Source organism: Roseitalea porphyridii, from assembly GCF_004331955.1.
Classification (GTDB): Bacteria; Pseudomonadota; Alphaproteobacteria; order Rhizobiales; family Rhizobiaceae; genus Roseitalea; species Roseitalea porphyridii.
In genome coordinates this window covers 162,270-184,508 of the sequence record NZ_CP036532.1, presented here as the reverse complement: position 1 = coordinate 184,508, position 22,239 = coordinate 162,270, and the positions used below count along the sequence as shown (strand labels likewise).

Here is a 22,239-nt window from a genome sequence, read left to right as displayed (position 1 = left end):
GGCCTAGCCGCCCAGCGAGCCCTTGGTCGACGGGATCGCGTCGGCCTGCCGCGGATCGATCTCGACCGCCGTGCGCAGCACGCGCGCCACCGCCTTGAAGCAGGTCTCGGCGATGTGATGGCTGTTGGCGGCGTGGAAATTCTCCACATGCAGCGTGATGCCGGCGTGCTGGCTGAGCGCCTGGAAGAATTCGCGCACCAGTTCGGTGTCGAACGTTCCGATCTTCAGCGCGGTGAAGGCCACATTCCAGACCAGGAACGGCCGGCCGGACACGTCGATCGCCGCCCGCGTCAGCGCCTCGTCCATGGCCAGATCGAGGCTGGCATAGCGCGTCACGCCGCGCCGGTCGCCGAGCGCCTCATCGATCGCCTGCCCGAGCGCGATGCCGACATCCTCGACCGTGTGATGGTCGTCGATATGGGTGTCGCCTTTCGCTTCGATCGTCATGTCGATCAGCGAATGGCGCGAAAGCTGGTCGAGCATGTGATCGAAAAAGCCGATGCCGGTCGCGATCGACCGGCTGCCGGTGCCGTCCAGATTGACGGTGACGGCGATGTCGGTTTCGTTGGTCGTGCGGCTGACCTTGGCCGTGCGCGCGCTCATGGGCTTTCCCCGCGTTCGATCGGCCGGGTCTTACCAAGGCCCCGGCGCGATGCAAAGGGAAACCGGTTTGCGCCGGCGGGCCGGCCACCTACATAGGGCGCGACTTGCAAACAGGAATTCCGACGATGAGCGAACAGAACGGACTGCCATCGATGCATGCGACGACCATCGTGACCGTGCGCAAGAACGGCAAGGTGGTGATCGCCGGCGACGGCCAGGTCACCATGGGTGAGGCCACGGTGATGAAGGGTAATGCGCGCAAGGTGCGCCGCATCGGCAAGAACAAGGAAGTGATCGCCGGGTTCGCGGGCGCAACCGCCGATGCCTTCACCCTGCTCGAACGGCTCGAAAAGAAGCTCGAGCAATATCCGAACCAGCTCATGCGCGCCTGTGTCGAACTGGCCAAGGACTGGCGCACGGACAAATATCTGCGCAATCTCGAAGCGCTGATGCTGGTCGCCAACAAGGAGGTCACCTTGTGCGTGACCGGCAATGGCGACGTGCTCGAACCCGAACAGGGCATCATGGCGATCGGCTCGGGCGGCAACTATGCGCTTGCCGCCGCGCGCGCGCTCGCCGACAGCGATCTGGACGCCGAGACCATCGCCCGCAAGGCGATGGCGATCGCAGCCGAGATCTGCGTCTACACCAACGATCAGGTGGTGATGGAACAGCTCGATGAAGGCTGACGCCGGCGCAATCACGATCCGGCCCGTCACCGAAGCCGACCTTCCAATGCTCGCCCGGTGGCTGGCGCGCGAACATGTCCGGCAATGGTGGGGCGATGTCGATACCCAGATCGGACGCCTGCGCGCAAAGCTCGATGGTCGGGACTCGACCCGGCCCTTCATCTTCGAGCTGGAGGGCGTACCGGCAGGCTACGTCCAGTATTCGTTCTTCGACGACAACAAGGCGCCCGCCCAGCTCGCCGAAACCCCATGGTTGGACCTGCTGCCCAAGGGCGCGGTGGGCATTGACCTGTTCATTGCCGAAGCCGGATCGCTGTCGAAGGGCCTGGGATCGGCCGTGGTTCGTCTGATGGCCGAAATGCTCTGGCAGAAGGGCCATCGGCTGATCCTGATCGACCCCCACGCCACCAACACGCGCGCCGTCAGGGCCTATGAAAAGGCCGGTTTCCATCCGGTCGATGATCTGCAAGGCAGAACGGACAATTATCTGATCATGCGGTTCGATCCCGCACTCAGCCAGCAGAGGGGAAGCTGAATGCTGTCGCGGGCGCAACTGGACGACGCCGTTACCCGCCAGATCATCGATGCCGAACAGCGCGACCAGCTGATCGCGCTGGCCGACGGCACGCTCGGCGCGAGGGCGGAGCGACCGCAGGCGCAGAGCCTCGATGAGAACATGCGGCTGATCGGCGGCGGCAACGACGTGTTCGTGACGATCGGCGTCGTCATGCTGGGCGCGGGCCTGCTCGCCGCGCTGATGACCGTGATCGGCGATCAGCGCGTGACGGTCTTCGCCATCATGGCCGTCTTCCTGTGGGCCGTGGCCGAGTTCGTCACCCGCCAGCGGCGCATGCGGCTGGCCTCGACGGTGATCGGACTGGGTTTCGTGTTCGCCGTGCAGGCGATCCTGACCGATCTGATCATCGTCAACTACGATCTCGCCATACCCGACAACCCGTTGCAGCTCGCCGCCATGCGGCCGCAACTCGGCATGGCGGGCACGCTGTTTCTTGGCGGCATCGCCCTTTCGGCGGCGCTCTATTTCTGGCGCTTCCGGGTGCCGATCATGGCCGGCGTGATCGCGCTTTGCCTGACCGGGCTCGCCTTCTTCTACGTGACGCTGTTCCTTTATGACGGGGTGACAGAGGGCCGGCTCTACATGCCCGCGCTCGACGATCTGCCCGAGCTCTTGCGTAACGCGCTCTACATGCCTCTGATTTCCGGTCTCGTCATCTTCGCAGTGGGCGTGGCGTTCGATCTGCACGACCGCGAGCGGGTCACGGTCTGGTCGGACTGCGCGTTCTGGCTGCACGTCATCTCCGCGCCGCTCCTGGTGCATCCGCTGTTCATCATGTCGACGGGCCAGGACGTGGTGTTCGGCGAAATCGAACCGGGCACGGGGGCGATGGTGATGCTGGCCGTGCTGATCGCCGCCTTCGTCTATGTGGCGCTGGCCATCGACCGGCGTTCGCTGCTGATCCCGACGCTGGCCTATTTCGGTTCGCTCGGCATCTACTACCTGATCAATTCGGCCGCCAACCAGACCGGCATCCCGCCGTTTGCGCTGATCCTGCTGGTGGTCGGCGCGCTGATCATCATGTTCGGCGCGGGCTGGCAGCGCATCCGCAGCTTGATCATCGGGCCGACGCTCCCCACATCGCTGCTCGACAAACTTCCCCCGATACGAGTGCAAAGCGTATGACCAATTTCTCTCCCCGGGAGACCGTCTCGGAACTCGACCGGCACATCATCGGCCAGAAGGACGCCAAGCGGGCCGTCGCGATCGCGCTGCGCAACCGCTGGCGGCGCCAGCAGCTTGCCGACGATCTGCGCGACGAGGTGATGCCCAAGAACATCCTGATGATCGGGCCGACCGGCGTGGGTAAGACCGAGATCTCCCGGCGCCTGGCGCGGCTCGCCGGCGCGCCCTTCATCAAGGTCGAGGCGACCAAGTTCACCGAGGTCGGTTATGTCGGCCGCGACGTCGAGCAGATCATCCGCGATCTGGTCGAGGTGGGCATCGGGCTGGTGCGCGAGAAGAAGCGCGAGCAGGTCAAGGCCAAGGCGCGCATCAACGCCGAGGAGCGGGTGCTCGACGCGCTGGTCGGCAAGAACGCCAGCCCGGCGACGCGCGATTCGTTCCGCAAGAAGCTGCGCGAGGGCCAGCTCGACGACAAGGAGATCGAGATCGAGGTGGCCGACACCGGTCAGGGCGGCATGCCCGGCTTCGAGATCCCCGGCATGCCCGGCGCCAATGTCGGCATGATCAATCTGAACGATCTGATGGGCAAGGCGTTCGGCCAGCGCACCAAGCAGGTCAAGACGAGCGTGCGTGAAAGCCACGACCTGTTGGTCGCCGACGAATCCGACAAGCTGCTGGACGAGGACCAGGTGACCGCCGAGGCGCTCAAGTCCGTCGAAAATGACGGAATCGTATTCCTCGACGAGATCGACAAGATCGCCGCCGGCGACGGCCGCATGTCCGGCGGGGTCAGTCGCGAGGGCGTGCAGCGCGACCTGCTGCCGCTGGTCGAGGGCACCACCGTCGCGACCAAATACGGGCCGGTGAAGACCGACCATATCCTGTTCATCGCCTCGGGCGCGTTCCACGTCTCCAAGCCGTCGGACCTGCTGCCGGAGCTGCAGGGACGGTTGCCGATCCGGGTCGAATTGCGGGCCCTCGAACGCGAGGATTTCCGGCGCATCCTGACCGAGACCGAGGCGAGCCTGATCAAGCAGTATGTGGCGCTGATGAAGACCGAGGACGTCACGCTCGAGTTCACCGATGACGCGATCGACGCGCTGGCCGACATCGCGGTCGATCTGAATGCTTCGGTCGAGAATATCGGCGCCCGGCGGCTGCAGACGGTGATGGAGCGGGTGCTCGACGACATCTCGTTCACCGCCAGCGACAAGACCGGCGAGACGTTCGTGATCGACGCGGACTATGTGAAGACCAATGTCGGCGAACTGGCCGCCAACACCGACCTGTCGCGGTACATCCTGTAGACTGCGGAGCGCTCGCGCCTCACCCTTCGAGGCTCGCTGCGCTCGCACCTCAGGATGAGGAGATGATCAGCGGGTCTCGAAGGGCGGGGCGGGAGCACGGCCCTCGTCACCGCCCTGCGCGCCTTATCGCCGCGTCGAGCCGGAGCCGCAGGTCCTCGAGCGCCTCTTCGCCCAGAACATCGATTCCCGACGCCAGCAGGTTCGCCAGTTCGGTGGCCTTCGGTGAAAGCGCGGTGGTGTCGATCGTCACCTTCGGTGCCGAATGCATGGCGAGCCGCTGCAGTTCGTCCGCCTCGTCCCAGATGATGTTCAGGCAGGCGATGATGTCCTGGACGAGGATCCATCGCGGCACGCCGCGCTTACCGTGTTCGAGAGCCGACAGATAGGCCGGCGAGACGCCGATCGCCTGGGCCATCTGCTTCTGGGTCATGCCGCGTTCGGCGCGCAGTTCGCGCAGGCGCTCGCCGAACGGCGTCATGGCCGGCCGGCGCCCCGGCCAGGCTCGGCCACCCTTCGCAGCCGCACGTAGAATGCGCCGTCGCCGCCATGGCCGCGCCCGGCCGGACGCACGCCGCTGACCAGACCCGTGAACGGTTCACGCCCCAGCCAGATCGGCAGCATGCGGCGCAGGACACCCTCGCTCTGCGGCGAGCGGCCCTTGCCGGTGATGACGAGGACATGCCGGCACTCGCGCGCCCGCGCCTGGACGAGGAACCGGTGAAGCTGGCTCATCGCCTCGTCCTGGTTCATGTGGTGCAGGTCGATGCTCGCGTCGATCGGCATGCGGCCGCGCGCGAGCTTGCGCCAGGTCGGCTGTTCGAGCGGCGCGGGGTGCTGCGGACGCGCATGCGATTTCGACGCTGCCCGCCCGGAGGGCCGGCTTGGCAGCGGTGCCGCGCGCCGTGGCTCCGACGGGCCGGTCTCCGGGGGCGGCGGTGTCGTCTGGTCGGTGCCGAAGGCCTCGGCGACCCAATGATCCCACACATCCTGTTCGGCGGCGCGCTGGCGCGCGCGATCGAGCGGGTTCACCGTCCGCGCCACCTTGTTCCACAGGATCCGGTCCTCGAGGTTGAGCGGATGCTGCGCGCGCCTGCCTTTGCGGTGCTCGGTCATGGTGTCCAGTATGCGGGCAAAGTGTCAGCCATGTCACGGGGCGCAAGAACGGTGAAATCGCACGGGCTGTTGACCGCGCCGGCCCGTTCGCCGGCCACATCGCCGGTGCCGAAGAAAATGTCACCGCGCGCCGGCCCGACGATCGCCGTGCCGGTCTCCTGGGCGACCATCAGCCGGCGGAACCGGTCGCCATTGACCGCGTCGGCCTCAACGAAGACCGGCGTTGCGAATGTGTGGATCAGCCGGTCGACAGCGAGCGAACGCCCGGCCGTCAGCGGGATCTTGGCCGCCGCGACAGGCCCGTCCCCGGGATCGCCTGCGGGCATTTCCCGAAAGAAGATGTAGGACCGGTTCTCGGCCATCAGGGCGCGCGAGCGATCGGGATGGTCGGCGAGCCACTGGCGGATCGTCTGCATCGAGACGCGCTGTGCATCGATCTCACCGCGTTCGACCAGCAGCCGGCCGATGGCGGTGAAGGGATGGCCCGACTTGCCGTCATAGGTAATCCGCGTCGCGGTTCCATCGGCAAAAGTCAGGCGGGCGGCGCCCTGCACGTGCACGAAGAAGACGTCGACCGGATCAGCCGCCCAGGCGATTTCGAGGCCTTGGCCGTCCAGCGCGCCGGCCTCGATGGCGGCCCGGTCATGATATTCACACAGCGTGCCGCCCGGCTGACGCCGCGCGAACCGGTATGACGGATCGAGCCCGGCAGGGCGACTGGTATCGTCGACGGCGACCAGATCGGCGGGCCGACGCAGGAACGGTGTTTCGAAGGGCGGGCGCTTTCGTCGCGATGCGGCAAGTTCGGGTTCGTAGAAGCCCGTCACGCGCCCGCGTGCGCCGTCGGCGGCTGCAAGACGAAGCGGAACGTATTGGCTTTCGAAGAAGGCGCGCGGATCGTGCCGCGCCCTGGCGTCGTCAGCCCGCGTGGCCAGATCCAGGAGGCGATCGGGATCCAGTCCCAGTCTGCCTTTCCGGTAGGAATGTTCGGCGGGCTTTTGTCGGTGTCGCGCCAGCGCGGAAAGCGCCGCGCCGTGGTCGTCCGCCTTCCAGCCGTCAAGATCGGCAAACGAGACCGGCCGCACGTGCCAGACGGCGCCGGGCTCCATTGCTTACTCGTCGGCTTCGGTGGCTTCCAGCTTCCAGTCCGGCGAATCGGAGCGCACGTCGCGCATGAATGTCCAGACATCCTGCACCTCGGCGACGGCATCGGGATCGCCCTCGATGATCTCGCCGTCGCGGTCGCGGGTCGCCGAAACAAGCTGGCTGACCACCGAGACGGTGACATGGGCTTCGCTGCCGCGCATCTGCGCGCCGACGATCTCGATCGTGTCTATGCCGACGAAATTGGTCTGCACCGTCTCGCCGCGCGCCTCGCGTTCGTCGAGCGCGGCTTCGAAACCCTCGTACACTTCCTTCGAAAGCAGGTTGCGCAGCGTCTTGCGGTCACCATCTGCGAACGCCATGACGATCATCTCGTAGGCCATCTTCGCGCCGGCAAGGAACTCGTCCGGACGAAAACCGGGTGAAGCGTCGCGAATGGCGCGCAGGCCCTTATTCACATCGGTACCCGGCTTGGCGATCTTGTCGATGTCCGCATAGGGTTCGACATTGTCGCCTCGCCCCGGCAGGGTGATGACGTTGTCGGCCTCTCCGGCCTCGTCCCTGGCCACCTCATCGCCCCGGCGCGCATAGGGATCGACCGGGGGACGCTCGTGGCCGGTGCGCCGGCCGAGCACATTGCGCAATTGCAGGAAGACGAACACGGCGGCGACCACGAAGATCAGGGTGACAAGATTGGAGGTGTCCATGAAGGTACCGTTTTCGTCTCGGTTCGGCGGCTTATCGCTGCCTTTGATATAGAACGCGTGCCGGCATCATTCAAACCGGAGACCGTCACGCTTACATGGGATTGATGGACACATTCAACCAGATCGGACCCGCCGCATGCCGTTTTCGCTGATCCCGTTCGCCTTGCTCGTCATTCCGCTGCTCGAAATCGCCGCCTTCGTGGTGATCGGCGGACAGATCGGCGTGTTCCCGACGCTCGCGCTCGTTGTGGTCACCGCCATCATCGGGTCGATCCTTCTGCGCGTGCAGGGCTTCGGCCTGATCAACCGTATCCAGAACGAGATGAATGCGGGGCGCGTTCCGGCCCGCGAACTGGTGCATGGCGTGATGCTGCTGATCGCCGGCGTTCTGCTGCTGACCCCCGGCTTCGTGACGGATACGGCCGGCTTCCTGCTGTTCGTGCCGCCGCTGCGGGACGCGGTCTGGAGTTTTCTGCGGAAACGCGTCGTGGTGGTCGGTCCTGGCGGCACGCGCGCGGGCCCGTCCGAACATCGGTCCGACCCGCGCGACGGGCACACGATCGATCTCGATGAGGATGATTTCATCCGCGATCCCGATCCCGACACGCCGTGGGGCGACGATCCGCCCGATCGACGGTCCTGACCGCGGCGGCCGGGACGCGCTTGTCAGTCGTGGGGCTGCATGCTAGGCGACCGGCCAATCGTTCCAAGGCGCCAAGGCGCCGATTTCCGACACATCAGAAGGCTCATCCATGGCGGACGAAACCGACAAGACCGAAGGCGGCGAGGCAGCGGGTGCAGGCAGCGGCGCGCAGGCCGGCAACGGCCAGCAGCCCCAACTCAGCGTGCTGACGCAGTATGTGAAGGACCTGTCCTTCGAAAGCCCCGGCGCGCCGCTTTCCCTGCGGCCGCGCGAAAAGGCGCCGGCAATCAACATCAACATCAACGTCAACGCCAATCCGATGTCGGAGACCGACTATGACGTCGCGCTGACGCTGAATGCGACGGCCAAGGATGGCGACAAGGTGCTGTTCAACGTCGAACTGATCTATGGCGGCGTGTTCCGGGTTGCCGGCTTCCAGAAGGATCATGTGCTGCCGGTCGTCTTCATCGAATGTCCGCGCATGCTGTTCCCCTTCGCGCGGCAGATCGTCGCCGAATGCACCCGCAATGGCGGTTTCCCGCCGCTGATGATCGATCCGGTCGACTTCGCACGGATGTTCCAGCAGCGCATCGCCGAGGAGCAGGCCAAGCAGAAGGTGCAGGCCTGATCGGGCGGTCCGCCTCCTGAGGGCGGCGACCCCGGTTCCGGCTAGTCGGGCATGCGCCAGAGCGGGCGTTCACCCAGCAGGTCGAGCATGGCTTCATGGGCTGCCGCCTCCTGCGCCGTCAGGCGTGGCGGCAGCGGTTCGGGCCGCGCCGCGACGGTGATCGTGGTCCGGACCGGTCCGTCACCGGTCGCTCCCGTGCCGCTGTCCTGCGGCTCGACGTGAAGGCCGAGCGCGGCCTGCTTGCCTCCGCACAGTTCGATATAGACCTCGGCCAGCAGTTCGCTGTCGAGCAGCGCGCCATGCTTGGTGCGGTGCGAATTGTCGATCCCGTAACGCTGGCAGAGCGCGTCGAGCGAGTTGGGGCCCATCGGGTGGCGTCGCCGGGCGAGCGCGAGCGAGTCGATCACGCGCGCGGCATCGATCGGCGGAAAGCCGAGCCGTGCGAATTCGGCATTGAAGAAGCCGACGTCGAAGTTCGCATTGTGGGCGATCAGCTTCGCATCGCTGATGAACGCGAACCAGTCCTCGATGATCTCGGCGAATCTCGGCTTGTCGGCGAGCATCTCGTTGGAGATGCCGTGCACGGCGAGGGCATCGGGATGCACCTGGCGCCCTTCGGGATTGATGAAGACGTGGTAGGTCCGGCCGGTCGGAAACCGGTTGTCGAGCTCGACGGCACCGATCTCGATGATCCGGTCGGCCTTGTTGTCGAGGCCCGTCGTTTCGGTGTCGAAGATGATCTCGCGCATTGGTCCCGGGTCCGGCAAATCACCCGTGCACGATGCCGGAGCGCCAGCGTGCACGGCAAGGGCCGGCGGACGCGATCCAAAGAAATGGCGGTTCACGCACCAGCGGCCTGAGGCGCGAGAACCGAGATCAGATCGGCCACCTTGGCGCGGGCGCAATCCATGCCGAGGGAGGTATCGATGATGAAGTCGGCGCGGGCGCGCTTGACCCTGTCCGGTACCTGTTTGGCGCGGATCGCCTCGAAGCGGGCTTCGGTCATTCCAGGGCGGGCCAGAACGCGCTCGCGCTGGACCTTTTCTGGCGCGGTCACGACCAGAACCCTGTCGACCCGATCGAGCGCGTCGATCTCGAACAGCAGCGGAATATCGAGGACGACCAGCGGAGCGCCACCGGCCTCGGCCCTTGCGATGAAGGCGCGCTCCTCTTCGGCGACGAGCGGATGCACGATCGCCTCGAGCCGCTTGAGTTCGGCGGCGTCGCCCAGCACCCGTTCGCCCAGAAGCGCGCGGTCGACCACGCCCTCCCGCACCGTCCCCGGAAAGGCCGCCTCGATCAGCGGCGCGGCGCGCCCGGCATAGAGCGCATGCACGGCCGCGTCCGAATCGTGCACCGGCACACCTGCGTCGGCGAACATCCGCGCCGTCGTCGACTTGCCCATCCCGATCGAGCCGGTCAGACCCAGCCGGATCATGCGTCCCCCTCGCCGTCAATTTCGCCGAGGTCTTCGACGATAGTCCGGCGCAGCGCCGCTGTCACGGTCGGGCGGACGCAGAACCAGCGTTCGAAGCCGGGCACGGCCTGGTGCAACAACATCCCCAGACCGTCGGCGGTCTGCAGACCGCGCGCGCGGGCCCCGGCGAGGAAGGGGGTGAGCAACGGCGCGTAGACGATGTCGGCGGCGATGGCGTCATCGCGCGCGCTCCCGAAGTCGATCTCGAGCGGCGGCTGGCCGGCCATGCCAAGCGCCGTGGTGTTGACGATCAGATCGGCGTTGGCGGCCATGTCATCAAGCGTGTCGAGCGCGGCCGGATGGATGGCCGGGCCAAACCGACCGGCAAGCGCCTCAGCGCGGGCGATTGTCCGGTTGGCGAGATCGACATGGGTGAAGCCGGCTTCAAGAAGAGCGAAGATGATCGCCCGGCTCGCGCCACCGGCGCCGATCACCAGGGCACGGGTGCCGTCGCGCCATCCGGGCGTCCGTTCGTCGAGATTGGCGGCGAAACCGTAGGCGTCGGTGTTGCCGCCGACCAGTCTGTCCCCTTCGTGCCAGAGCGTGTTGACCGCGCCGATCGCTTCTGCGGCCACGTCGTGCCGGGAGACGGCGGCGAACGCGGCCTCCTTGTGCGGGATCGTAACGTTGCCGCCCGCCCAGCCCGATGCCGGGAGGCCGGTGACGAACGAAGGGAACTCGGCCGGGGCGATGTCGAGCGCTTCGTAGCTGCCGTCGATCCCCAATTCCGCCAGCCAGTGGCCGTGGATCAACGGCGAACGCGAATGGCCGATCGGGTGACCGGCGACGAAGGCGCGGATCGTCTCAGCCATCGATTTCGCCGCGCGCGCGCAGTTCCGCCAGAAGCGGCAACAGAGGCAGACCGATGATGGTGAAGTGATCACCCTCGATCCGGTCGAAGAGCTGGATGCCCTCGCCCTCGATCTGGTAGGCGCCGACGCTCTGAAGGGCGCGGTCTCCGACAGAGGCGAGATAACGTCCGATGAGGGCGGGACCCAGGTCACGAACGTGCAGATGGGCAGCCGCGACGTGGCGCCAGACGGTCTCGCCGTCGCGGACGAGCGCCAATCCGCTATGGAGCGTGTGCGTCTTTCCGGACATGGCGAGCAGCCGGTAACGCGCCTGTTCCATATCGGCAGGCTTGTGCAGCAATTCGCCGTCGAGCGTCATCGTCTGGTCCGCGCCGATCACCAGCGCTCCGGGCCGCCGCGAGGACACATCGCTCGCCTTCGCTTCGGCGAGAACCTGGGCGACGTCGGCTGCATCGAGGCCTGCCTCGAGCAATGGCCTCTCGATGGCCCGTTCGTCGACGGTGGCAGCCTCGGTTTCGATCGCAAGCCCCGCATTGCGCAGGATCGCGGCACGGAACGGGCTGCTGGAAGCGAGAACAAGCGTCATGAGGGGCACCGGTGCGTGGCTGTTGCGAATCGCCTCCGCCTAACGCGCCCGCAGCGGCGCCGCAAGCTGTCAAGGCCTGGCAGACAGGCGGGATGAACGGGGCCGGCTCTGTTGACGGTTTTGACGATTGTCGAAGGGCGGCCCGCTCCGGTGGGCAAATCGGCGCGGATCACGAACAGCGAGCGGCCGAATGATCGAGATCCCACGCCACCGGTGCACGGCGGGAGAACCGGAAGGCGAGGGCCTTGCATTGCCGATACACAGGTTCAGGCGGTGTAATTGCCGTTAATTATTTGATATTAAATAACAAATCCGCTTTCCAGCGGAACTGTGGATGACGTGGCGCATCCATGTGCGAATGGAACTGGCCGTGGAAATCGCGTGGAAAAGCGGGGACGAAAGAACCATGCCCGCAACTCACAGACTCATAGAAAAATCAAAAACCTTCCGTTAGACATCTGTTCCTTAAAGAGGCGGTGAAAAAGGTGGAGTGCTGCATGGGCGAGCGGAAAATCCTGGAGGTCATGCAGGGCAAGACGGTGAACCCGCCACCGATCTGGATCATGCGGCAGGCCGGCCGCTATCTGCCGGAATATCGGGCGACGCGCGCGAACGCGAAGAACTTCCTCGATTTCTGCTACACGCCCGAGCTGGCCGTGGAAGCGACGCTGCAGCCGATCCGGCGCTACGGGTTCGACGCGGCGATCCTGTTCTCCGACATCCTCGTCATTCCCGATGCGCTCGACCGCGACGTCGAATTCGTGCAGGGCGAAGGTCCGCGCATGCGGCCGCTGGCCGGCGACGAGATCGAAAAGCTCGATCCGTCCGGCGTTCTCGATCATCTTGCGCCGGTGTTCGAGACGGTGCGGCGATTGCGCGGCGAGCTGCCGGAGGAGACGACTCTGCTTGGCTTCTGCGGTGCGCCCTGGACCGTGGCGACCTACATGATCGCCGGACACGGTACGCCGGACCAGGCGCCGTCGCGGCTGATGATGTATCGCGAGCCCGAACGGCTGGACCGGCTGGTCGACGTACTGGCCGAGGCATCGGCGCAATATCTGATCGCGCAGGTCGACGCCGGCGCCGATGCGGTGAAGATCTTCGACAGCTGGTCGGGCGTGCTCGATGAAGTGGCGTTCGAACGCTATTCGGTTGCGCCGGTGCGCAAGATGATCGCGACGATCAAGCGCGAACGGCCAGGCACGCCGGTGATCGCGTTTCCGAAGGGCGCCGGCTACCAGTACCGCGGCTATCGGGAGAAGACCGGCGCGGACATGATCGCGCTCGACTGGACGGTGCCGCTGGACGTGGCGGCGCAGATGCAGAAGGAAGGCCCGGTTCAGGGCAATCTCGACCCGCTGCGCGTTGTCGCGGGCCGGGAAGCGATCAGGGAAGGCGTCGACCGGATCCTCGATGCGCTTTCGGGTGGTCCGTTCGTCTTCAACCTCGGCCATGGCATCACGCCACAGGCCGACCCCGACGATATGGCGTTCCTGGTCGATCATGTGCGCGGAAAGGCGTAGCGGCAAGCCCGTCATGACGATGAGCGAACCCGAGACATCGGCGGGAAAAGGGAGCAAGGCCGCGGTTCGCGCGGCGATGGCGCTCGTCGTCTTCCTGGCGTTCGGCGCGTTCGTCTTCGTTCTGTCACCGCAGGCCCGCTATGACTGGGCGAAGGCGATCCATGTAATCGCCGTGATCTCGTGGATGGCGGGGCTGCTCTATCTGCCGCGCCTTTTCGTCTACCATTGCGATGCCGAGCCCGGCTCGACCCAGGACCGGACATTCGCGGTCATGGAACGGCGCCTCCTGAAGGTGATCATGCTGCCGGCGATGCTGGTTTCGTGGATCGTCGGGCTGTGGCTGGCGTGGACGGCGGGGTTCTTCACGTCGGGCTGGTTCGTCGCCAAGCTGGTCGCAGTGCTGATCATGACCGGGGCGCACGGCTATCTGGGCAAGGCGGCGAAGCTGTTCGCGGACGGACGCAACGAAAAACCGGCGCGGCACTGGCGGATCGTCAACGAAGTACCCACATTGGCGATGATCGCGGCAGTGATCTTCGTGATCGTCAAGCCGTTCTGAGCGGTCATCCGAATTGGCTTGCCCTGCCTGCTTGAAAACGCCATGATGTGGGCGTATGTGGCGGCCACCTCCGGCGCCCTTTCTTCTCCTTCCCTTGCGCCGGCCTTTCCCATTCCCGCAATGGTCTATCCATGGAACAAATGAAGCTACACGATTTGCAGCAGAAGTCTGCGCCCGAACTGGTGGAGTTCGCCGAGAGCCTTGAGGTCGAGAACGCCTCGGTCCTGCGCAAGCAGGAACTGATGTTCGCCATCCTCAAGCGGCTTGCGGCCGACGATATCGAGATCATCGGTGAGGGCGTGGTCGAAGTGCTGCAGGACGGGTTCGGGTTTCTGCGCTCGGCGAGCGCGAACTACCTGCCCGGTCCCGACGACATCTACATCTCGCCCTCCCAGATCCGGCGTTTCTCGCTGAAGACGGGCGATACGGTGCAGGGCACCATCCGCGCGCCGAAGGACGGCGAACGCTATTTCGCGCTGCTCAAGGTCAACACGATCAATTTCGACGATCCCGAGCGGATCCGGCACAAGAGCCATTTCGACAATCTGACGCCGCTCTATCCGGATTCGCGGATCAACATGGAGATCGAGAACGCGCAGACCAAGGACCTGTCCTCGCGGGTGATCGATCTGGTGGCGCCGCTCGGCAAGGGCCAGCGCGGCCTGATCGTCGCGCCGCCCCGAACCGGCAAGACGGTGCTCCTGCAGAACATTGCCCATTCTATCACCGCCAATCACCCCGAATGCTATCTGATCGTTCTTCTGATCGACGAGCGGCCCGAGGAAGTGACCGACATGCAGCGGTCGGTGAAGGGTGAAGTGGTCTCGTCCACCTTCGACGAGCCGGCCGTGCGCCATGTTCAGGTCGCCGAGATGGTGATCGAGAAGGCGAAGCGCCTGGTCGAACATGGCCGTGACGTCGTTATCCTTCTGGATTCGATCACACGCCTTGGCCGGGCCTACAACACCGTGGTGCCGTCCTCGGGCAAGGTGCTCACGGGCGGTGTGGACGCGAACGCCTTGCAGCGGCCCAAGCGCTTCTTCGGCGCGGCGCGCAACATCGAGGAAGGCGGATCGCTGACGATCATCGCGACCGCGCTGATCGACACGGGCAGCCGCATGGACGAGGTGATCTTCGAGGAGTTCAAGGGCACGGGCAACTCGGAAATCGTGCTCGACCGCAAGGTGGCCGACAAGCGCATCTTCCCGGCGATGGACATTCTCAAGTCCGGCACCCGCAAGGAAGACCTGCTGGTGCCGCGATCGGACCTGTCGAAGATCTTCGTGCTGCGGCGGATCCTGTCGCCGATGGGCACGACGGACGCGATCGAGTTCCTGATCGACAAGCTCAAGCAGACCAAGAACAATGCCGAGTTCTTCGACTCGATGAACGCCTGATCGATTCGCACGCGAAACGCACGACGATCTGCGCGGGAACGTCCGATTCGATTCTGAAACGTAACGATCGGCGTCGAAGGGTCCGGCAAAGGGCCGGTACGCGACCATGGCCGACACGATCATCGCTCTTTCAAGCGGAGCCATGCCGTCGGGTGTGGCGGTCGTCCGGGTTTCGGGACCGCGATCGGGTGCGCTGACCGAAGCGCTGATCGGCGCGCTGCCCGACCCGCGGCACGCGACGCTGCGTGTTCTGCGCGACAGCGCGGGCGCAGAAATCGACCGCGGACTTGTGCTCTGGTTTCCCGGGCCGGCGAGCTTCACGGGCGAGGATTGCGCCGAGTTCCACGTGCATGGCGGCCGGGCGGTCGTCGACCGCTTGCTGGCCGTCGCAGTCGAGCATGAAGGCGTGCGGCTTGCTGAGCCCGGCGAATTCTCGCGGCGTGCCTTCGTCAATGGAAAGCTTGATCTGGTTGAAGCGGAGGCGCTGTCCGACCTGATCCTTGCCGAGACCGAAGCGCAGCGGCGATTCGCGGTGGAGCAGGCGACCGGTGCCCAGTCGCAACTATACGCGAACTGGCGCGAGCGGCTCCTGACCGCCAGGGCCATGATCGAGGCGGAAATCGACTTCAGCGACGAGGAAGACGTTCCCGGATCGGTTTCGGACGAGGTCTGGGCCGATGTGTCGTCGCTTGTTGCCGAGATCGATCAACATATTGCCTCGTCGGACCGGGGCCGGATCCTCAGGTCCGGTTTCGACGTGGCGCTGGTCGGTGCGCCGAATGCGGGCAAGTCGACGCTTCTCAACGTGCTGGCGGGCAGCGAGCGCGCAATCGTTTCGGCCGAGCCGGGCACGACGCGCGACATCGTCGAGGCCCGCCTCGACCTCGACGGCTATCTTGTCACTATTGCGGACACGGCGGGGTTGCGGGAGACGGACGGGCTGGTCGAGGCGGAGGGCGTCCGCCGGGCGCGGTTGCGTGCCGGACAGGCCGACCTCGTACTGCATGTCAGCGAAACGGGCGCCTTCAATGATCTCTCCCTGGGCGACGGACGAACGATCTGGCGGGTGAGGACGAAAACGGACCTGGTGCGGGGTGATGCCGATGGCGACGCCGACTTTGCGCTCAGCAGCGTGTCGGGCTCTGGTGTCGACGATCTTGTCGGGGCGATCCGATCCGAGGTGGGGCGACGTGCCGGCCAAACCGACACGTTGGCGCCGGGTCGGGCTCGGCACATCGAACTGCTTCGGACGGGCCGTACATATCTGATCGATTCGCTTTCGGAACGTTTGCCGCTTGAACTGCGCGCCGAGGCGTTGCGGCTGGCGGCGGACACGCTCGGACGGATCACGGGTCGAATTGATGTCGAGGAAATGCTCGGCGCGGTCTTCTCGCGGTTCTGTGTCGGTAAATGATTCACGTGAAACGAACTTATTGGTGATTCACGTGAAACATCCGGCGCCTGCCGATGGCAGATCGTTTCACGTGAAACATGCCCGCCCTTGACGGCCTTTGTCCGGCGGGCCATGTGCGGCGCAGTCTCTTTCCACAACGGGAGCAGGGACGTGGAACAGGCCTATGACGTCATCATCGTTGGCGGCGGCCATGCCGGCGTTGAGGCGGCGCGCGCCAGCGCCGCCGTTGGCGCGCGGACCGCGCTCGTCACGCACAGTTTCGAGACGATCGGGGTGATGTCGTGCAACCCGGCGATCGGTGGCCTCGGCAAGGGGCATCTGGTGCGCGAGATCGATGCGCTGGACGGGTTGATGGGCCGGGTCGCCGATGCGGCCGGCATTCAGTTCCGTCTGCTCAATCGCCGCAAGGGCCCGGCGGTGCGCGGGCCGAGGACGCAGGCGGACCGGGCGCTCTACCGCGCGGCGATGCAGGCGGAGATCCGCGCGATCGACAACCTCACAGTGGTCGAGGGCGAAGTCGCTTCGTTGCGCATGCAAGCGCCGGATCGCGTGGCAGGCGTCGTGCTTGGCGACGGACGTCAACTGGCCGCCGGCGCCGTGGTTCTGACGACGGGGACCTTCCTGCGCGGTCTGATCCACATCGGCGAGCGAACCATCCCCGCCGGGCGGATGGGCGAGAAGCCGAGCGAAGGCCTGTCGGACCAGCTTGCCGCGATGGGCGTGCCCCTTGGTCGCCTCAAGACGGGGACCCCGCCACGGCTTGACGGACGCACGATCAATTGGTCGGTCCTCGAGATGCAGGCGGCTGACGAGAACCCGGTACCGTTCTCGACGATGACCGAAAGGATCGCCAATCGGCAGATCGAGTGCGGCATCACCCGGACGACGGCCGAGACGCACGATGTGATTCGCGCCAATATCCGGCGGTCGGCCATGTATTCGGGGCAGATCGGCGGCGTCGGCCCGCGCTATTGCCCCTCGATCGAAGACAAGGTCATCAAGTTCGGCGATCGTGACGGCCATCAGGTGTTCCTCGAGCCCGAAGGTCTCGACGACCACACAGTTTATCCCAACGGCATCTCGACCTCGCTGCCCGAGGATGTCCAGGCGGCGCTGCTGAAAACGATGGCCGGCCTTGAGAATGCGGTGATTCTTCAGCCGGGCTATGCGATCGAATATGACCATGTCGACCCGCGCGCGCTCGATGCGAGTCTGGCGCTGCGCGGTGTCGCCGGTTTCTATCTCGCCGGGCAGATCAACGGCACGACCGGCTATGAGGAAGCGGCGGCCCAGGGCCTGGTGGCCGGGCTGAACGCCGCGCGCCACGCGGGCGGCGACGATCCCGTGCGCTTCAGCCGGACTGACAGCTATATCGGCGTGATGATCGACGATCTGACCAGCAAGGGGGTCACGGAACCCTATCGCATGTTCACCTCACGTGCCGAGTACCGGTTGTCGCTGCGGATCGACAATGCGGACATGCGTCTGACGCCACGGGCGATCGAGCTGGGCCTGGCCGGCCCCCAACGGATTCGGCATTTCAATTCTGTTCGGGAGCGGCTCGATCGGGCGCGCGAACTGTCGCGCAGCCTCAGCCTGACGCCGCAGGAGGCGGGTCGATTCGGACTCGAAATCAACAAGGACGGCGTCCGGCGCTCCGCCTATGACCTGATGGCCTATCCCGACGTGACGCTCGCCCGTCTGGGCGCCATTTGGCCGGAACTGGCGGCGCTCGATGAGCGTACGGGCGAACGGCTGGAGATAGAAGCGCAATACGCTGTCTACATGGAGCGCCAGCGGACCGATATCGCGGCGGTTCAGCGTGAAGAAGGCTTGGCGATTCCGGATGGCTTCGCGTTCGAGGCGATAGCCGGGCTGTCGAACGAGCTCAAGCAGAAGCTGACGGACCGGCGCCCCCGCACGATCGCCGAAGCGCAGCGCATCGACGGGATGACGCCGGCCGCACTCGCGTTGCTGATCGCGCGTATCCGCCAGGCGGAAGCCCTCGAGCGGCGCGCTGCGAAAACCGCGTGAGCGCGCGATCGATCCAGACGGCGCTGCCGGGCAATGTTTCACGTGAAACGCTCGAGCGCCTCGACCGGTTCGAGACGCTGTTTCGGGATTGGTCGCGCCGTATCAATCTCGTCGCAGCCTCCACGGAAGAGGAGTTCTGGACGCGCCACATCGCCGACAGCGCCCAGCTCGTCGCCATCGCGCCGGACGCGCGGCATTGGGCGGATCTCGGGTCAGGCGGCGGCTTCCCCGGCATGGTCGTCGCGATCCTCATGTCCGAAGCCGCCGACGCGCGCGTCGATCTTATCGAGAGCAACCGGAAGAAGGCCGCATTCCTGCAGACCGCGCGGGCCCAGTGTGCACCGGCGGCACGGGTGCATGCCGGGCGCATCGAAGCCGTCGTGCCGACCATTCCGCAGCCCGAAATCGTCACCGCGCGGGCGCTCGCGCCGTTGCCCGACCTAATCGAACTGGCAGCGCCATGGATGAAAGCGGGGACCCGCGCGCTGTTCCACAAAGGCCGTGGATATGCGACCGAACTGGCGGAATGCCGTGCACATTGGGAATTCGATCTGGTAGAACATCCAAGCCGGATCGCCGCCGGTTCCGTCATCCTGGACCTGACGGCCGTGCGCCGGCGCGGATCGGGTTGAAACACCGGGGAACGGCATGACCAGCGGACCGAAGGTCATCACCATCGCGAACCAGAAGGGCGGCGTGGGCAAGACGACCACGGCGATCAATCTGGCGACCGCGCTCGCGGCGATCGGTGAACGGGTTCTGGTGATCGATGTCGACCCGCAGGGCAATGCCAGCACGGGCCTCGGTATCGAGCGCGACAACCGCACGGTTTCGGCCTACGAGATTCTGCTTGGTGAGGCGCCAGTCAGCGAAGCGGCGATCGCGACGGCCGTGCCCGGTCTGTCGATCGTTCCATCGACCATGGACCTTCTCGGCATCGAAATGGAGATCGCCACGGCGTCGGACCGGGTGTTCCGCCTCCGCAATGCGCTGAGCCAGCCCGATACGCGCCGCTTCACCTACGTCATCATCGATTGCCCGCCGTCGCTGAACCTTCTGACGCTCAATGCCATGGCGGCCGCCCATTCGGTGCTGGTGCCGCTGCAATGCGAGTTCTTCGCGCTCGAGGGGCTCAGCCAGCTTTTGAAGACCGTCGAGCAGATCCGAGGATCGGTCAATCCGGGCCTTGCCATACAGGGCATCGTGCTGACCATGTATGACGGCCGAAACAATCTGGCCAACCAGGTGGTGGACGATGTGCGCGCCTATATGGGCGATGCGGTCTACAACACGGTGATACCGCGCAATGTGCGTCTGTCGGAGGCGCCGTCCTACGGCAAGCCGGCGATCCTTTACGACCTGCAATGCGCCGGCAGCCAGGCCTATCTCAATCTCGCCTCGGAAGTGATCCAGCGCGAGCGTGGCGCCAAGGCGGCATGAGCCGCCAGAGCATGAACCGGAAACGAGACGGATATAAGCATGGCTGACGACAGATCGGGCAGGCGTTTGGGGCGGGGGCTCGCGGCACTGATCGGCGAGATGGACCAGCCGGTGGCAGCGTCGCAACCGACGGTGGCCGGCGACCGGACCATGCCGATCGAATGGATCGTGCGCAGTCCGAACAATCCGCGACGCGCCTTCGACGAAGCCGATCTGGACGACCTTGCCCGGTCGATGCGCGATCACGGCGTCATCCAGCCGATCGTCGTGCGGCCGCGCCAGGACGGGCAGACGCACGAGATCATCGCCGGCGAGCGGCGCTGGCGCGCCGCGCAGCGTGCCGGTCTGGCCGAGGTGCCGGTGATCGTCCGGGCGGTCGGCGACAAGGCGGCGCTCGAACTGGCGATCGTCGAGAACGTGCAGCGCTCCGATCTCAATCCGATCGAGGAAGCGCTGGGCTATCAGCAGCTGATGGAGGATCATGGCTACGGCCAGGCCGAACTCGGCGACGTGATCGGCAAGAGCCGGAGCCATGTGGCGAATACGTTGCGCCTTCTCAAGCTGCCCGAGTCCGTCCGCGCGATGGTGTCGGCCGGTGAACTGTCTGCGGGCCATGCGCGAACGCTGGTGACGGCGGACGATCCGGAGGCGCTCGCCCGGCGCATCGTTCGGGAAGGCCTATCGGTGCGGCAGGCCGAGGCGCTCGCGCAGGAGCCGACCACCACAAAGGGCGGTGACGCGCCGAAGAAGGCGGGCAAGGACCCTGATACCCGCGCGATCGAGCGGACATTGTCGGATTCGACCGGCTACAAGGTCGACATCAGGCCGAAGGGCGAGGGCGGGGAATTGCGGATCCGCTATCACTCGCTCGAACAGTTCGACGACCTCTGCCGCCTGCTGCAGCGCCAGTAAATATCCGCTTCGATTCGCAGCCGGAATGGAATGCGGCGGTTGCTATCGGCGGCGCGCACTCTGAACGGTCAGCGCAAGGAGCGTCATCCGCAACACGTCCGGTTCCAGATGTCGCGCGCGGCGCGCCTGCAGAACGGCCTCGCGCAGACGGTCGAGCGCGGCGCGGATGGCGCGCGGGGTCCAGATCGACAGGGCGCGTTCCATCGCCTTGCGTCGCGCAAAGAAGATCGGCGGCCTTGCACCGTTGACGATCGCTGCGGGGCTCTTTCCTTCGCGGTCCATGTCGGCGCGCAGCCGGTCGAGCAGCTGGAACTGGCGCTGTATGATCGTGAACAGCGCGGACGGCGCCCCGCCGCCGCTTTCGAACTTGGTCACTGCGCGGTCGAGTCCGTCGAGGTCGCCGGTGAGAACGGCCAGCGAGATGTCGTCGAATCCCAGCGCTGACGCGTCGCCGCAAACGGCCTGGACGTCGCCGAGCGAAACCACCGGCTGACCGAGCGCGTAGAGTGCGACCTTTTCCAGTTCGGCCCGCGAGGCGGCGCGATCGCCGCCGAGATGGCTCATCAGGAACTGGCGCGCATCGAGTTCGAGCCGCTGGTCGGTGCCCGAGAAGGTCTGATCGATCAGGTTCTGGATGTCCCGCTCATTGTCGGCATAGCAGGGGATCGCCATGCCCGCGCGCGCCTTCTCGACGGTCGCGCGCACACCGCCTTTCTTCAGATCTCCGGCCTCGATGATGACGATCGTGTCGGGCGGCGGATCGGCGAGCAGCCGCTCGACCTGATCCGCTATCTGCCGATCGGCGCCGGCGCCGCGCATCCAGATCAGCCGTCGGCCCCCGAACATGCCCACGGTATAGGCCTCGTTGATCAGCCGGTCCGGATCGCCGCCAACGCCCGCATCGATGCGGATGACGTTGAACGGGTCGTCGAGATCGATGCCGGTCGCGCGGGCAAGGGCGGCGGCCCTTTCGGCGGCCAGCCCGTGGTCCGGCCCGTAGATCAGGAAGATCGCGTGGCTCCAGTCCGGCCTTGCGATGAACCGGTCCGCCTCGTGGTTCTTGATCTGCGCCATGGGCCTTGGGCGCGCTAGCGGGCTGCGAGCGCGGTGGCGATCACGATGCGGAATTGCTCGGCAAGTTCGTCGGCGGCCCGGTTCTCGGCATCGCGCTGGGCGCGCAGGTTGGCGAACTCCTGCCGCGTCTGGTCGAAGGAGGCCGTCGCCGTGCGCGTCGCCTGGGCGATCACCGATCCGTCGGCGATATCGGTCAGCGTCACCGTACCGGACAGCACGATGCGTTTCGCCGTCACCTGGGTCGAACCGTCGGGTGCGGTGGTTGCGAAGACGTCGCGCACCGATGGCGAGGCCGTGATCGCAGCGGAGTACTGCGCCTGCGATGCCGGTGACGAACCCTGATATAGCAGGAATATCAGATGGTTACGGACCTGTTGCGAAACCCGGTCGTTGACGTCGGCAACGATGACCGTGCGCAGTGGCGCGACAGTCCCTCCGATGCCGGGAGCAGATGTCTGATAGAGCGGCTGAACCGTGCAGCCGGCGAGCAGCATGAGGCCGCCGGCCAACGCTGC

General features: G+C 65.8%; 25 protein-coding genes. 14 read left to right on the top strand and 11 right to left on the bottom strand.

Annotation, left to right across the window (positions count from 1 at the left end; genetic code table 11):
* Positions 1-3: 3 nt before the first annotated feature.
* Entirely contained in the window at positions 4-603 is a 600-nt protein-coding gene (gene hisB / locus E0E05_RS00910; RefSeq protein ID WP_131614979.1) for an imidazoleglycerol-phosphate dehydratase HisB, read from the bottom strand.
* Between the two features lie 125 nt (positions 604-728).
* Here hisB and hslV point away from each other — a divergent pair, with 125 nt between their 5' ends.
* From hslV to hslU, 4 genes are read left to right on the top strand one after another with little or no spacing between them, the layout of a single operon-like run.
* Complete coding sequence (hslV, locus tag E0E05_RS00905; RefSeq protein ID WP_131614978.1) at positions 729-1,292, top strand: ATP-dependent protease subunit HslV; 564 nt, start codon at positions 729-731, stop codon at positions 1,290-1,292.
* The gene (locus E0E05_RS00900; protein ID WP_131614977.1) at positions 1,282-1,827 is read left to right on the top strand and encodes a GNAT family N-acetyltransferase; all 546 of its coding nucleotides are present in this window, start codon (positions 1,282-1,284) and stop codon (positions 1,825-1,827) included. Before hslV ends, E0E05_RS00900 begins: the two co-directional genes overlap by 11 nt.
* Entirely contained in the window at positions 1,828-2,994 is a 1,167-nt protein-coding gene (locus E0E05_RS00895; protein ID WP_131614976.1) for a hypothetical protein, read from the top strand.
* Positions 2,991-4,301, top strand: a complete 1,311-nt coding sequence (gene hslU, locus E0E05_RS00890; protein ID WP_131614975.1) for an ATP-dependent protease ATPase subunit HslU — start codon at positions 2,991-2,993, stop codon at positions 4,299-4,301. Before E0E05_RS00895 ends, hslU begins: the two co-directional genes overlap by 4 nt.
* A gap of 106 nt (positions 4,302-4,407) precedes the next feature.
* Here the strand turns inward: hslU and E0E05_RS00885 are convergent, their stop codons facing one another.
* From E0E05_RS00885 to E0E05_RS00870, 4 genes are read right to left on the bottom strand one after another with little or no spacing between them, the layout of a single operon-like run.
* Complete coding sequence (locus E0E05_RS00885; RefSeq protein ID WP_131614974.1) at positions 4,408-4,779, bottom strand: helix-turn-helix domain-containing protein; 372 nt, start codon at positions 4,777-4,779, stop codon at positions 4,408-4,410.
* Positions 4,776-5,414, bottom strand: coding sequence for a Smr/MutS family protein (locus E0E05_RS00880; protein ID WP_131614973.1), 639 nt, complete (start codon positions 5,412-5,414; stop codon positions 4,776-4,778). The genes E0E05_RS00885 and E0E05_RS00880 overlap by 4 nt, the downstream gene beginning before the upstream one ends.
* Positions 5,411-6,523: a murein transglycosylase A gene (mltA, locus tag E0E05_RS00875; RefSeq protein WP_131614972.1), complete on the bottom strand. Its 1,113-nt coding sequence runs from the start codon at positions 6,521-6,523 to the stop codon at positions 5,411-5,413. The genes E0E05_RS00880 and mltA overlap by 4 nt, the downstream gene beginning before the upstream one ends.
* Before the next feature lie 3 nt (positions 6,524-6,526).
* Positions 6,527-7,225, bottom strand: coding sequence for a Tim44/TimA family putative adaptor protein (locus E0E05_RS00870; protein ID WP_131614971.1), 699 nt, complete (start codon positions 7,223-7,225; stop codon positions 6,527-6,529).
* Between the two features lie 136 nt (positions 7,226-7,361).
* Between E0E05_RS00870 and E0E05_RS00865 the strand changes: the two genes are divergently transcribed.
* Together E0E05_RS00865 and secB are read left to right on the top strand one after the other, a co-directional pair.
* Positions 7,362-7,868, top strand: a complete 507-nt coding sequence (locus tag E0E05_RS00865) for an FxsA family protein (RefSeq protein ID WP_131614970.1) — start codon at positions 7,362-7,364, stop codon at positions 7,866-7,868.
* Between the two features lie 109 nt (positions 7,869-7,977).
* Entirely contained in the window at positions 7,978-8,496 is a 519-nt protein-coding gene (gene secB, locus E0E05_RS00860; protein ID WP_131614969.1) for a protein-export chaperone SecB, read from the top strand.
* A gap of 41 nt (positions 8,497-8,537) precedes the next feature.
* Here the strand turns inward: secB and dnaQ are convergent, their stop codons facing one another.
* The 4 genes from dnaQ to E0E05_RS00840 form a co-directional block, all read right to left on the bottom strand.
* Positions 8,538-9,245 carry a DNA polymerase III subunit epsilon gene (gene dnaQ / locus E0E05_RS00855; protein ID WP_131614968.1) on the bottom strand — a complete coding sequence of 236 codons (708 nt, stop codon included), beginning with the start codon at positions 9,243-9,245 and terminating at the stop codon, positions 8,538-8,540.
* Between the two features lie 92 nt (positions 9,246-9,337).
* Positions 9,338-9,934, bottom strand: a complete 597-nt coding sequence (coaE, locus tag E0E05_RS00850; RefSeq protein ID WP_131614967.1) for a dephospho-CoA kinase — start codon at positions 9,932-9,934, stop codon at positions 9,338-9,340.
* A complete protein-coding gene (locus tag E0E05_RS00845; protein ID WP_131614966.1) occupies positions 9,931-10,785 on the bottom strand; it encodes a shikimate dehydrogenase in 855 nt (284 codons plus the stop codon). Before E0E05_RS00845 ends, coaE begins: the two co-directional genes overlap by 4 nt.
* Positions 10,778-11,371, bottom strand: a complete 594-nt coding sequence (locus E0E05_RS00840) for a Maf-like protein (protein ID WP_131614965.1) — start codon at positions 11,369-11,371, stop codon at positions 10,778-10,780. Before E0E05_RS00840 ends, E0E05_RS00845 begins: the two co-directional genes overlap by 8 nt.
* A 497-nt stretch (positions 11,372-11,868) precedes the next feature.
* Between E0E05_RS00840 and hemE the strand changes: the two genes are divergently transcribed.
* The 8 genes from hemE (at position 11,869) to E0E05_RS00800 (ending at position 20,650) form a co-directional block, all read left to right on the top strand.
* Complete coding sequence (gene hemE / locus E0E05_RS00835; RefSeq protein WP_131614964.1) at positions 11,869-12,894, top strand: uroporphyrinogen decarboxylase; 1,026 nt, start codon at positions 11,869-11,871, stop codon at positions 12,892-12,894.
* A 13-nt stretch (positions 12,895-12,907) separates the two neighbouring features.
* Positions 12,908-13,453 carry a protoporphyrinogen oxidase HemJ gene (gene hemJ, locus E0E05_RS00830; RefSeq protein WP_342212172.1) on the top strand — a complete coding sequence of 182 codons (546 nt, stop codon included), beginning with the start codon at positions 12,908-12,910 and terminating at the stop codon, positions 13,451-13,453.
* Positions 13,454-13,584: 131 nt separating this feature from the next.
* Positions 13,585-14,850 (top strand): transcription termination factor Rho, encoded by a 1,266-nt coding sequence (rho, locus tag E0E05_RS00825; RefSeq protein WP_131614963.1) that lies wholly within the window; start codon positions 13,585-13,587, stop codon positions 14,848-14,850.
* A gap of 106 nt (positions 14,851-14,956) precedes the next feature.
* Positions 14,957-16,264, top strand: coding sequence for a tRNA uridine-5-carboxymethylaminomethyl(34) synthesis GTPase MnmE (gene mnmE, locus E0E05_RS00820; protein ID WP_131614962.1), 1,308 nt, complete (start codon positions 14,957-14,959; stop codon positions 16,262-16,264).
* A gap of 111 nt (positions 16,265-16,375) precedes the next feature.
* Positions 16,376-18,298 (top strand): tRNA uridine-5-carboxymethylaminomethyl(34) synthesis enzyme MnmG, encoded by a 1,923-nt coding sequence (gene mnmG / locus E0E05_RS00815; RefSeq protein ID WP_131614961.1) that lies wholly within the window; start codon positions 16,376-16,378, stop codon positions 18,296-18,298.
* A complete protein-coding gene (gene rsmG / locus E0E05_RS00810) occupies positions 18,295-18,930 on the top strand; it encodes a 16S rRNA (guanine(527)-N(7))-methyltransferase RsmG (protein ID WP_131614960.1) in 636 nt (211 codons plus the stop codon). Before mnmG ends, rsmG begins: the two co-directional genes overlap by 4 nt.
* A gap of 16 nt (positions 18,931-18,946) precedes the next feature.
* Complete coding sequence (locus E0E05_RS00805) at positions 18,947-19,738, top strand: ParA family protein (protein WP_131614959.1); 792 nt, start codon at positions 18,947-18,949, stop codon at positions 19,736-19,738.
* 39 nt (positions 19,739-19,777) lie between these two features.
* Positions 19,778-20,650, top strand: a complete 873-nt coding sequence (locus E0E05_RS00800; RefSeq protein ID WP_131614958.1) for a ParB/RepB/Spo0J family partition protein — start codon at positions 19,778-19,780, stop codon at positions 20,648-20,650.
* A gap of 42 nt (positions 20,651-20,692) precedes the next feature.
* Here E0E05_RS00800 and holA read toward each other — a convergent pair whose 3' ends face one another.
* Both holA and lptE read right to left on the bottom strand, forming a co-directional pair.
* A complete protein-coding gene (gene holA, locus E0E05_RS00795) occupies positions 20,693-21,724 on the bottom strand; it encodes a DNA polymerase III subunit delta (protein WP_131614957.1) in 1,032 nt (343 codons plus the stop codon).
* Positions 21,725-21,738: 14 nt separating this feature from the next.
* On the bottom strand, positions 21,739-22,218 hold the full coding sequence (lptE, locus tag E0E05_RS00790; protein ID WP_158629236.1) for an LPS assembly lipoprotein LptE: 480 nt from the start codon (positions 22,216-22,218) through the stop codon (positions 21,739-21,741).
* Positions 22,219-22,239: the final 21 nt, after the last annotated feature.

What these genes read in the sequence shown, in the direction of transcription:
- hisB (WP_131614979.1), bottom strand. Translation starts at nt 603, where the DNA reads ATGAGCGCGCGCACGGCCAAGGTCAGCCGCACGACCAACGAAACCGAC.
- hslV (WP_131614978.1), top strand. Translation starts at nt 729, where the DNA reads ATGAGCGAACAGAACGGACTGCCATCGATGCATGCGACGACCATCGTG.
- E0E05_RS00900 (WP_131614977.1), top strand. Translation starts at nt 1,282, where the DNA reads ATGAAGGCTGACGCCGGCGCAATCACGATCCGGCCCGTCACCGAAGCC.
- E0E05_RS00895 (WP_131614976.1), top strand. Translation starts at nt 1,828, where the DNA reads ATGCTGTCGCGGGCGCAACTGGACGACGCCGTTACCCGCCAGATCATC.
- hslU (WP_131614975.1), top strand. Translation starts at nt 2,991, where the DNA reads ATGACCAATTTCTCTCCCCGGGAGACCGTCTCGGAACTCGACCGGCAC.
- E0E05_RS00885 (WP_131614974.1), bottom strand. Translation starts at nt 4,779, where the DNA reads ATGACGCCGTTCGGCGAGCGCCTGCGCGAACTGCGCGCCGAACGCGGC.
- E0E05_RS00880 (WP_131614973.1), bottom strand. Translation starts at nt 5,414, where the DNA reads ATGACCGAGCACCGCAAAGGCAGGCGCGCGCAGCATCCGCTCAACCTC.
- mltA (WP_131614972.1), bottom strand. Translation starts at nt 6,523, where the DNA reads ATGGAGCCCGGCGCCGTCTGGCACGTGCGGCCGGTCTCGTTTGCCGAT.
- E0E05_RS00870 (WP_131614971.1), bottom strand. Translation starts at nt 7,225, where the DNA reads ATGGACACCTCCAATCTTGTCACCCTGATCTTCGTGGTCGCCGCCGTG.
- E0E05_RS00865 (WP_131614970.1), top strand. Translation starts at nt 7,362, where the DNA reads ATGCCGTTTTCGCTGATCCCGTTCGCCTTGCTCGTCATTCCGCTGCTC.
- secB (WP_131614969.1), top strand. Translation starts at nt 7,978, where the DNA reads ATGGCGGACGAAACCGACAAGACCGAAGGCGGCGAGGCAGCGGGTGCA.
- dnaQ (WP_131614968.1), bottom strand. Translation starts at nt 9,245, where the DNA reads ATGCGCGAGATCATCTTCGACACCGAAACGACGGGCCTCGACAACAAG.
- coaE (WP_131614967.1), bottom strand. Translation starts at nt 9,934, where the DNA reads ATGATCCGGCTGGGTCTGACCGGCTCGATCGGGATGGGCAAGTCGACG.
- E0E05_RS00845 (WP_131614966.1), bottom strand. Translation starts at nt 10,785, where the DNA reads ATGGCTGAGACGATCCGCGCCTTCGTCGCCGGTCACCCGATCGGCCAT.
- E0E05_RS00840 (WP_131614965.1), bottom strand. Translation starts at nt 11,371, where the DNA reads ATGACGCTTGTTCTCGCTTCCAGCAGCCCGTTCCGTGCCGCGATCCTG.
- hemE (WP_131614964.1), top strand. Translation starts at nt 11,869, where the DNA reads ATGGGCGAGCGGAAAATCCTGGAGGTCATGCAGGGCAAGACGGTGAAC.
- hemJ (WP_342212172.1), top strand. Translation starts at nt 12,908, where the DNA reads ATGACGATGAGCGAACCCGAGACATCGGCGGGAAAAGGGAGCAAGGCC.
- rho (WP_131614963.1), top strand. Translation starts at nt 13,585, where the DNA reads ATGGAACAAATGAAGCTACACGATTTGCAGCAGAAGTCTGCGCCCGAA.
- mnmE (WP_131614962.1), top strand. Translation starts at nt 14,957, where the DNA reads ATGGCCGACACGATCATCGCTCTTTCAAGCGGAGCCATGCCGTCGGGT.
- mnmG (WP_131614961.1), top strand. Translation starts at nt 16,376, where the DNA reads ATGTGCGGCGCAGTCTCTTTCCACAACGGGAGCAGGGACGTGGAACAG.
- E0E05_RS00805 (WP_131614959.1), top strand. Translation starts at nt 18,947, where the DNA reads ATGACCAGCGGACCGAAGGTCATCACCATCGCGAACCAGAAGGGCGGC.
- E0E05_RS00800 (WP_131614958.1), top strand. Translation starts at nt 19,778, where the DNA reads ATGGCTGACGACAGATCGGGCAGGCGTTTGGGGCGGGGGCTCGCGGCA.
- holA (WP_131614957.1), bottom strand. Translation starts at nt 21,724, where the DNA reads ATGGCGCAGATCAAGAACCACGAGGCGGACCGGTTCATCGCAAGGCCG.
- lptE (WP_158629236.1), bottom strand. Translation starts at nt 22,218, where the DNA reads ATGCTGCTCGCCGGCTGCACGGTTCAGCCGCTCTATCAGACATCTGCT.